8 protein-coding genes are annotated in these 7,907 nt (G+C 68.3%); 3 read left to right on the forward strand and 5 right to left on the reverse strand.

The annotated features are described in order from the left end of the window. From RMP09_RS13620 to RMP09_RS13635, 4 genes are all read right to left on the reverse strand, one after another. Positions 1–1,390 (reverse strand): efflux RND transporter permease subunit (locus RMP09_RS13620; protein ID WP_310566521.1); only part of this gene is annotated, 1,390 nt, incomplete at its 3' end. Positions 1,391–1,400: 10 nt separating this feature from the next. After that, the gene (locus tag RMP09_RS13625; RefSeq protein WP_310566522.1) at positions 1,401–2,642 is read right to left on the reverse strand and encodes an efflux RND transporter periplasmic adaptor subunit; all 1,242 of its coding nucleotides are present in this window, start codon (positions 2,640–2,642) and stop codon (positions 1,401–1,403) included. Between the two features lie 28 nt (positions 2,643–2,670). Further along, entirely contained in the window at positions 2,671–3,327 is a 657-nt protein-coding gene (locus tag RMP09_RS13630; RefSeq protein ID WP_310566523.1) for a TetR/AcrR family transcriptional regulator, read from the reverse strand. Between the two features lie 56 nt (positions 3,328–3,383). After that, positions 3,384–4,874, reverse strand: coding sequence for a potassium/proton antiporter (locus RMP09_RS13635; RefSeq protein WP_310566524.1), 1,491 nt, complete (start codon positions 4,872–4,874; stop codon positions 3,384–3,386). 113 nt (positions 4,875–4,987) lie between these two features. Between RMP09_RS13635 and RMP09_RS13640 the strand changes: the two genes are divergently transcribed. From RMP09_RS13640 to RMP09_RS13650, 3 genes are all read left to right on the forward strand, one after another. After that, the gene (locus tag RMP09_RS13640) at positions 4,988–5,395 is read left to right on the forward strand and encodes an MAPEG family protein (protein WP_310566525.1); all 408 of its coding nucleotides are present in this window, start codon (positions 4,988–4,990) and stop codon (positions 5,393–5,395) included. Between the two features lie 97 nt (positions 5,396–5,492). Beyond that, entirely contained in the window at positions 5,493–6,455 is a 963-nt protein-coding gene (locus RMP09_RS13645; protein ID WP_310566526.1) for a homocysteine S-methyltransferase family protein, read from the forward strand. 573 nt (positions 6,456–7,028) lie between these two features. Continuing rightward, positions 7,029–7,493 (forward strand): DUF2846 domain-containing protein, encoded by a 465-nt coding sequence (locus RMP09_RS13650; protein WP_310566527.1) that lies wholly within the window; start codon positions 7,029–7,031, stop codon positions 7,491–7,493. A 138-nt stretch (positions 7,494–7,631) separates the two neighbouring features. On the opposite strand, the gene RMP09_RS13655 is transcribed toward RMP09_RS13650, so the two are convergent. Beyond that, a partial coding sequence (locus RMP09_RS13655) for an acyl-CoA dehydrogenase family protein (RefSeq protein ID WP_310566528.1) occupies positions 7,632–7,907 on the reverse strand: 276 nt, incomplete at its 5' end.

Raw genomic sequence — 7,907 nt, forward strand, 5'->3', positions numbered from 1 at the left:
CGATCTCCTGCGTGCCGTCCATGGCGGCGTCGAACGGGCGCTTGCCCATCTGCACATGGCGCACGATGTTCTCGCGCACCACGATGGCGTCGTCGATCAGCAGGCCCACCGACAGGGTCAGCGCCATCAGCGTGATCATGTTGATGGTGAAGCCGAACAGGTTCATGAAGAAGAAGGTGCCCACCAGCGCGATGGGCAGCGTCAGGCCGGTGATGACGGTCGAGCGCCAGCTGTTGAGAAACAGGAAAACGATGGCGATGGTGAGCAGGGCGCCTTCGATCAGGGTGCGGCGCACGTTGTCGACCGACACGCGGATCGGCCGTGAGCCGTCGGCAATGGGTTCGAGCTTTACGCCCGGTGGCAGCTGCGCCTGCAGCTCGTCCACCACCTTCTTGAGGCCGTCGGTGACGGCGATGGTGTTCTCGTCCTGTGCCTTCTGCACCTGCAGCAACAGGGTGCGCTGTCCGTTGTAGAGCGCCAGGCTTTCCACCTCCTGCGTGGCGTCGCTGATGCGCGCCACCTGGCCCAGCCGCACCGGGCTGCCGCCGCGCCGCGCCACGATGATCTGGCTGAAGTCGCGCGGGTTCTGCATGCGCGCCAGCACCTGCACCACGCGGTCGCGCTCGGCGTCCTTGAGGGTGCCCACCGGCAGGTCCTGGTTCTCGCTGCGCACGGCGGCCACCACCTGGTCGGCTGTCACGCCCAGGGCCTCCATGGCGGCCGGGTCGAGGTCGATGTTGACCGCGCGTCGCGTGCCGCCCACCAGTGTGACCGAGCCCACACCGCGCACGTTCTCCATGCGTTTTTTCAGCGTCTGTTCGGCCCAGGTGGTGAGTTCGACCGCGCTGGGTTGTTTCGCGTCGACTCCGCCGCCGGGCCGCCCCAAGGCGGGGGCGGCCCCCTGGGGGGGCAGCGAACCACGCGCAGCGGGGAGCGTGGGGGCCGAGGATGCGTCGGGCAACACGGCCACCGACCAGATCGCGCGCGAGGCCGGGTCGAAGCGCAGCACCGCGGGCTCCTTGACCTCGTCGCGCAGGGTGGGACGCAGCAGTGCGATTTTTTCGCGCACGTCTTCGGCCGCCTTGCGGCCATCGATGTGCAGCTGGAATTCGATGATGACGACCGACTGGCCTTCGTAGCTGCGCGAGGTCAGCGCGTTCACGCCGGCGATGGCGTTGACCGACTCCTCCACCTTCTTGGTGACCTCGTTCTCCACGATCTCGGGCGAGGCGCCGGGGTACTGGGTGGTCACCACCACCACCGGGAAGTCGATGTTGGGGAACTGGTCCACCTTCAGGCGCTGGAAGCTGAACAGCCCCAGCACCATCAGGGCCAGCATCACCATGGTCGCGAAGACCGGGTTGCGCAGCGATACCTGGGTGAACCACATGGCCGGGCTTTCAGGGTTTAGCGGCCGGGGCCGGTGCCGTGGCCGCTGTGGCTGCTGTGGCTGCTGTGGCTGCTGTGGCTGCTGTGGCCGCGGGGGCGGCCAGCTTCACCGCCGTGCCTTCGCGGAGGCTGCCCGCCGTGGCGCGCAGCACGGTGGCGCCTTCGCCCAGGCCGGTCACGCCGTCCACCACCAGCATGGCCTCGCCGCCGTGCTGGCCCTGGCGGCCCAGTGCCACGGGCACGTGCGCCACCTGATCGGCTGCCAGCACCTGCACATAGGGCGCGGGCTTGTCGTTGCGCACGGCCGACAGCGGCACGGCACTGGCCTGCAGCTGGCCGATGACGATCTGCCCCTGCGCGAACAGGCCCTGGCGCATGCCGGCCACCGCGGGCACGCGCAGGTAGACCAGCACGCTGCGGCTGCCCGCCTGCACGCTGGGGTTGATGCGCGCCACCGTGGCCGCCACCGGTTGCGCCAGGCCTTCCACCGTCAGCAAGGCCTTCTGGCCCGGTTGCACCGCGGCGGCGTCGGCCGGGGCCAGCGCCGCTTCCAGTTCAAAAGCCGAGAGGTCCACCACCTCCAGCAGGCGGGCGTCCACGCCCACGCGCTCGCCGTTCTGCACCAGGCGCGCGGCGATCTGCCCGTTCAGCGGCGAACGCAGCGTGGTGTCGGCCGCGCCCTTGCGCGCGATGTCCAGCGCCGCCAATGCCGCGCGGTGGGTGGCCAGTGCCGCGTTCAGGTTGCCGGTCGTGGTGTCCAGTGCCGTGGTCGAGATGAAGCCCTGCCGCACCAGCTGCTGGTTGTTGTCGACATTGCGCTGGGCAATGGCCACCTGCGCCTGCGCGGCACGGGCCTGTTCGTCGGCCTGGCGCACGCGGGCCGCGGCCTCGGTGCTGTCGATGCGGGCCAGCACCTCGCCGGCCTTCACGGCATCGCCTTCGCGCTTGCTCAGGCCCTGCACCTCGCCGGCGGCGCGCGCCTTGATGGCCGCCGTCTGCAGCGCCTTGAGCGAGCCCGACACCGCCACCGCCTGGTCCAGCGCCAGGCGCTGCACGCGCGCCACGTCTTGCGCGGCCACTTCGTATACCGGCGCCTGCTGCAGGGCCGCGGCGGCGGTGTCGGCCGTGGCGCGCTGCGCCGCGCGTTTCTGCAGGGCCCGCGCCACACCAAACGCAATGCCCGCGATCAGCAGGGCCAGCAACAGCCATTTGAGCCAGGCGGGACGTTGGTGCGGGTGCGTTTGCGGGCTCATGGGTCTGTCTCTGTTTTTTTGGAAAGGGTCAGGGGCGGGCCAGCATGCCATTGAGCAGCAGGCCCACCTGGCTGTCGATGAAGGCCTTGGGCTCGATCTGCTGGCTGGGCGGGCAGCACGGTGCCATGGAATGTTTCCAGGTCAGCAGGAAGATCATGGGCGCGATCAGGCTGTAGACCGCGTACTCCAGGTTCATGGGGCGGAACTCGCCGCGGTCCACCCCGCGCTGCAGGATGCGCTTGAGCAGGTCGTGGCCGGGGTTGATGACGTGCTGCTGGTAATAGGCCGCCACCTCGGGGAAGGTGCCGGCCTCGCTCATCACCAGCTTGGTGATGCCCGAGGCGGGCGTCATGCCGATGCGCTCCCACCAGCTGTGCAGGCAGTAGCGCACCAGCTCGGCGCTGCTGCCTTCAAACGCGTCGAACTCGGCGTTCCACTCATTGAACCGCCCCGCCAGCGTCTCGTGGATCACGGCCTTGAACAGGTCTTCCTTGCTCGGGTAGTACAGGAACAGCGTGCCCTTGGACACGCCCGCCCGCGCGGCCACTTCGTCCACCCGCGTGGCGGCAAACCCTTTTTCAACGAACAGGGCGAGTGCGGCGTCCAGCAGCTCCCCCGGGCGGGCCTGCTTGCGGCGCTGGCGGGTGGCACTAGCTTGGGCGGATGCGGTGGGCGTGGAGGGCATGGCGTTACTGACCGATGGGTTATTAATATAACCCACGGCCCTGCGGTCGCCGGGCGTCAACCCAGCTTGATGCCCACCCGCGCGATGCGCTCGCCGTCCATGCGGCGCACGCTCAACTCGGCGTTGCCCAGCAGGGCGCTGTCGCCCACCACCGGCGGGCGGCGGATTTCCTCGCGCAGCCAGGCGGCCACGTCGGGCGTGCCCTCGGCCGGCGGCGGCAGGCCGTAGAACGCGCACAGCGTGTCCATGGGCGTGCTGCCGTCGATCACGAAGTCGCCGAACACCAGCCGGCTGGCCTGCGCATCGTCCGGCTCGGGCAGCGCCAGGCCCAGGCGCCGTGCGCTCCAGGCGATGGTCGTGCCCTGCAGCAGCAGCGAGGTGAGCACCACCACAAACGCCACGTTGAAGAAGGTGGGGGCGCCCGGCACACCCGCCATCAGCGGGAACACCGCCAGCACGATGGGCACCGCTCCGCGCAACCCCACCCACGAGATGAAGGCGATCTCGCCCGCCGGAAACCGAAGCGGTGCCAGGCACAGCCACACCGCCAGTGGCCGCGCCACCCCCATCAGCACCAGCGACACGCCCAGCGCCGGCCCCAGCGTGGGCAACAACTGCGAAGGGGTCACCAGCAGGCCCAGCAGCAGGAACAGGCCCGCCTGCGCCAGCCAGGCGTAGCCGTCCATGGCCGACAGCGACGAACGCACCAGCCGCCGCGCCCGGTTGCCCACCACCACGCCCAGGGCGTAGACCGCCAGAAAGCCCGAAGCGCCCAGCCAGGTGGCGGCCGCGAACACGCTCAGCCCGCCCGAGACCAGCAGCAGCGCGCGGATGCCGCCGCCCCCGTCTGCCCCGCGGCCCAGGCGCTTGAGCAACTCGGCCAAGGCGTAACCCGTTGTCAGCCCCAGCGCCGCGCCGCCCCCGAATTGCAGCGCCAGCGTCTGCAACACCTCCTGCCAGGCCAGCCCGTGCCCCGCGGGCACCCCGCCGCCGGTGGTGGACGCCAGCGCCACGCCGATGCAGGCCAGCGTCAGGTACACCGCCATCGGGTCGTTCATGCCCGATTCGATTTCCAGCGTCGCGGCCACGCGTTCGTTCAACCGCACGCCCGAGGACTTGAGCAGCGAGAACACCGCCGCCGCGTCGGTGGAGCCCACGATGGCGCCCACCAGCAGCGCCAGCGGCCAGCTCAGGTCCAGCAGCCAGTGCGCCGCCGCGCCGGTGATGCCGGCCGACACCAGCACCCCCAGCGTGGCCAGCAGCAAGGAGGGCTTCAAACCGGTGCGAAAGGTGACGAAATCGGTGCGCAGGCCCCCGTCCAGCAAGATGACGGCCAGCGCCACGTTGCCGACCCAGAAGCTCAGCCGGAAGTCGTCGAACACCAGCCCGCCCGGCCCGTCCTCCCCTGCCAGCACCCCGGCCAGCAGGAACACCAGCAGGAAGGACACCCCCGCCCGCGCCGACACCACGCCCGCCAGCACGCTGAGGAACACCAGCGCGGCGCCGACGAGCAGGGGCAGGGCAAGAAAGTCCAGTGACAGGGCCATGGCCGCAAGCTAACAGAATGCGTGCCAGCGGTGGGGCTTCGGGCTACAGTGCTTGTGGCTGCACGCTCACCCCGTGGCAGGTCGTCCACGCCGGCAGCCGGGGAGTCTGCACCATGGCCGTCTCGCTGCAAGCGCTTCTCGGGTTCATCGCCTGGACCCTGTTTCTGCTGGTCCTCATGGAGGCCATCCGCTCCTGGCTCGTGCTCACCGGCGCCGTGCCCGCCAACGGGTTCAGCCCCGACAACGCCAAGCTCTCGCCCTTCATGCAGCGCCTGGCCCGCGCACACGCCAACTGCGTGGAAGGCCTGCCCATCTTCGGCGGGCTCATGCTGCTGGCGGTGGTCGCGGGCCGCGCGGCCGTCACCGATCCGCTGGCCTGGGTGCTGCTCGGTGCGCGGGTCCTGCAGTCCCTCATCCACCTCGCCTCGACCTCGCCCGCCGCCGTCACGGCCCGGTTCACCGCCTTCGCGGTGCAGATGGCGATCGCGGTGTACTGGGTGGTCGGCTTGTGGCAGGCGTAGAACCGCGTGAAGGCCAGGGTCATGGCCTTTGCATGCGCGCCATGGCCGGCGTATGGTTGGGCGCCCATCTTGGTGTGTCCAGCGCAGGAGCATGCCCATGGCCCGCACACTTCCCCAGCTTTCCGGCGGCACGTTCCTCTGCGACGGCGGCCTGGAAACCACCCTCATGTTCCATCAGGGCGTCGATCTGCCGCACTTCGCGGCCTTCGTGCTGCTCGATGACGAACCCGGCCGCGAGCGGCTGAAAAGCTACTACGCGTCCTACCTCGCGCTGTGCGCCGACACACCCGGCGCCGGCTACCTGCTCGACACCCCGACCTGGCGCGCCAACCCCGTCTGGGCCGCCCTGCTGGGCCTGGACGCCGAGCGGCTGCGGGCGACCAACACCCTGGCGGCCCGCACCGCCTGCGCACTGCGCGACGAGTGGGCGCCGCGCCTGAGCGGCCCCATCGTGGTCGGCGGCGTCATCGGCCCCAGGGGCGATGGCTACGTCGCCGACGCGCCCCACAGCGTGGCGGACGCGGCCGACTACCACACGCCGCAGGCCCAGGCGCTTGCCGCGGGCGGCGTGGACATGCTTGCGGCCATGACCATGACGGACTCGTCCGAGGCGCTGGGCATCGCCCTGGCCGCTCGCCGGGTCGACCTGCCGGTGTCGCTGTCCTTCACGGTCGAGACCGACGGGCGCCTGCCCAGCGGCGAGACGCTGGGCGAGGCGATTGAGCGGGTGGACGCGTCCGCACCGCCCGCCTACTTCGCCATCAACTGCGCCCATCCGGCCCACTTCATGGCGGCGCTGCACACGTCAGAGCCCTGGGTCGGGCGCATCCGCTGCGTGCGCGCCAACGCCTCGCAGAAGTCACACGCCGAACTCGACGCCGCCACCGAACTGGACCTGGGCGACCCGCAGGACCTGGCGCAACGCTACCGCGGGCTCAAGAGCGCGCTGCCTCGCCTGAACGTCTGGGGCGGGTGCTGTGGCACCGACCTGACGCACCTGCGCGCGATCCGGGATGCGCTGGCGGCGCGGGGGGTGGATGGCGTGGCGGCGACCCCTTGATCGTGGTGTCTGCCATCCGGTCGAACGCCAGGCGCCCAGGGCTTGTTCTGGTGTGAATACGCACTGGCCTCCCATGGCCGGAACCGAAGGCAAATCGTCATCCCCTGTCAGCAAGCCAGTCGCGTGTGCCGCGAGTGCCGTGTGGATGAGCGCTTCGTCATCCGCGTTGCGACTGCGATCGGTTCTTGACCATGACCACATGCAGGGATCCATCCAGCCCACCCCCAGAAGGTGCCCTGCACGACCGCGAACAGATCCGATCCATTGCCCACCTCGCCGCCTCGCCATTGCCTTTGCGCCGTCTACCTGTATTGACCCGTTCTGCCGGTCCGCCATGACCCATGGCGATGAACTGAGATGGCCCTGACGCCGTCGTGCGGGCGTTGAAGGCGGAGACGAAGAGGTGAATTGCCTGCCCGATTGGATTCGTCTGATGGTCGCCAGCGGCGTGCGACAATCGATTGCGCTCTGTGCACCGAAGACTCACAAGAGGATGGTGGTTGTATCAGGGCGACGGACTGCGCTGATGCCTGCATCAGCGCAAAATCAATTAAACAGGAAGGAAATATTGCAATGAAAACTCGTGCCCTTGTTGTGCTTGGCGCGCTGGTGATTCTCTCGGGTTGTGCTTCGGTGGAGATGGCTGACAAGGCGGCATCTGCCAAGGCCAAAGAATTCAACGCTCCGCGCCCGGGTCAGGCCGGTGTTTACATCTATCGCGACAGTTTTGTCGGAAAAGCGCTCAAGAAGGATGTTTTGGTTGATGGCAAGTGCCTTGGAGAGAGCGCGGCGGACGTGTTCTTCTACACAGAGGTCGAGGGTGGCAAGGTTCACAAGATCGACACGGAGTCGGAGTTTTCGGCCAACACCCTGGAGATGTTGTTCGATGCGGGGCGGAATTACTTCGTTCGGCAGTTCATCAAAATGGGCGTTTTTGTTGGCGGTGCAGGGGTTGAACTGGTCAGCGAGGAAGCAGGCAAGAAGGCCGTGGCTGGACTGGAAATGGCCAAGCCTGGGAAATGTGGCACACCTGAGTAAGGGTGTTCTCTGAGCGGTTGATGTTGGGCATGTGAAGGCCTCATTGATCGTGTCAATTCAAAGTCGCGTCAATAGACCTTGAATAAAACAAGAAGGGCTGCCATCGGCAGCCCTTCTTGTTGGTGACAGCAAAACCAATCAATTCGCAAACGCCGCAATCCCGGTGATTGCCCGACCCAGGATCAGCGCGTGCACGTCGTGCGTGCCTTCGTAGGTGTTGACCACTTCCAGGTTCACCAGGTGGCGGGCCACGCCGAACTCGTCGCTGATGCCGTTGCCGCCCATCATGTCGCGGCTCATGCGGGCGATGTCCAGCGCCTTGCCGCAGCTGTTGCGCTTGAGGATGCTGGTGATCTCGACCGCGGCCGTGCCTTCGTCCTTCATGCGGCCCAGGCGCAGGCAGCCCTGCAGGCC

Source organism: Hydrogenophaga sp. (assembly GCF_031426985.1).
Classification (GTDB): Bacteria; Pseudomonadota; Gammaproteobacteria; order Burkholderiales; family Burkholderiaceae_C; genus Hydrogenophaga.